The 918-nt window shown below is 75.1% G+C and carries 1 pseudogene; it reads right to left on the bottom strand.

Going from position 1 to position 918, the window contains the following annotated elements:
• Window positions 1-179: 179 nt before the first annotated feature.
• Window positions 180-918: pseudogene (gene mutL, locus x551_RS22770) on the bottom strand (DNA mismatch repair protein MutL); the annotation flags it as partial.

Genomic DNA, 918 nt, shown 5'->3' on the forward strand with positions numbered 1-918 from the left:
GGGCGACGCGGCGGGCTGGAAGAGTCCAGCGGCGCTGCTGGGTGTCGAGCGAGGCGCAGCCGGCCGTCAGCAGCACGAGGCCGGAGCAGCAGGCGACGGAGGGCGGGCGCGATGCCGGGGCGGCGTGCGGAGCGGGGCGGTGCGGGCATGGGCGACAGAGCGCCGCGCCGCGCAGAAGTTCAGCGGCCGCGCAGGAAGCGCTGGTCCAGCTCCTTCAGCGTGAGCTGGCGCCAGGTGGGGCGGCCGTGGTTGCATTGGTCGGCGCGCTCGGTGCGCTCCATGTCGCGCAGCAGCGCGTTCATCTCTTCGACGCTGAGGCGCCGGTTGGCGCGCACCGCGCCGTGGCAGGCCATGCTGGACAGCAGCTCGTGCTGCGCACGCTCGATCGCGTGGCTGGCGTCGTAGCGCGCCAGTTCGGCCAGCACCGAGCGCGCCAGCGCCACCATGTCGCCGCCGGCCAGCGCGGCCGGGTGCGAGCGCAGTGCCAGCACGTTGGACGACAGCACCGTGAGGTCGAGGCCGAGCCGCGCCAGCGTCTCCACCTGCGCCTCGGCGGTAGCCACCTCGGCGGCGGTGGCCGGGAAGATGGCGGGGATCAGCAGCGGCTGCGATTCGATGCGTGCGCCGGCCAGGCCGGCCTTGAGCCGCTCGTAGACCACGCGCTCGTGCGCGGCGTGCATGTCGACGATGACCAGGCCGTCGCGGTTCTCGGCCAGGATGTACACGCCGCCCAGCTGCGCCAGCGCGCGGCCCAGCGGCCAGTCGTCACCGCTCTGAAGGGTCAGCGGCAGGGACGGGGACGGAGCGCCACCGTCCGGCGCCGCATCGAGGTGCAGCAGCAGGTCGACCGATTCGCCGCTCGGTGCGGGCCAGGCCGGCCGGCGCTCGCTGACGCCTGCGCCCAGGCCCAGCCCGGCC

The sequence above is a fragment of the Methylibium sp. T29 genome (genome assembly GCF_000576205.1).
In the GTDB taxonomy this organism is placed as follows: Bacteria; Pseudomonadota; Gammaproteobacteria; order Burkholderiales; family Burkholderiaceae_C; genus Methylibium; species Methylibium petroleiphilum.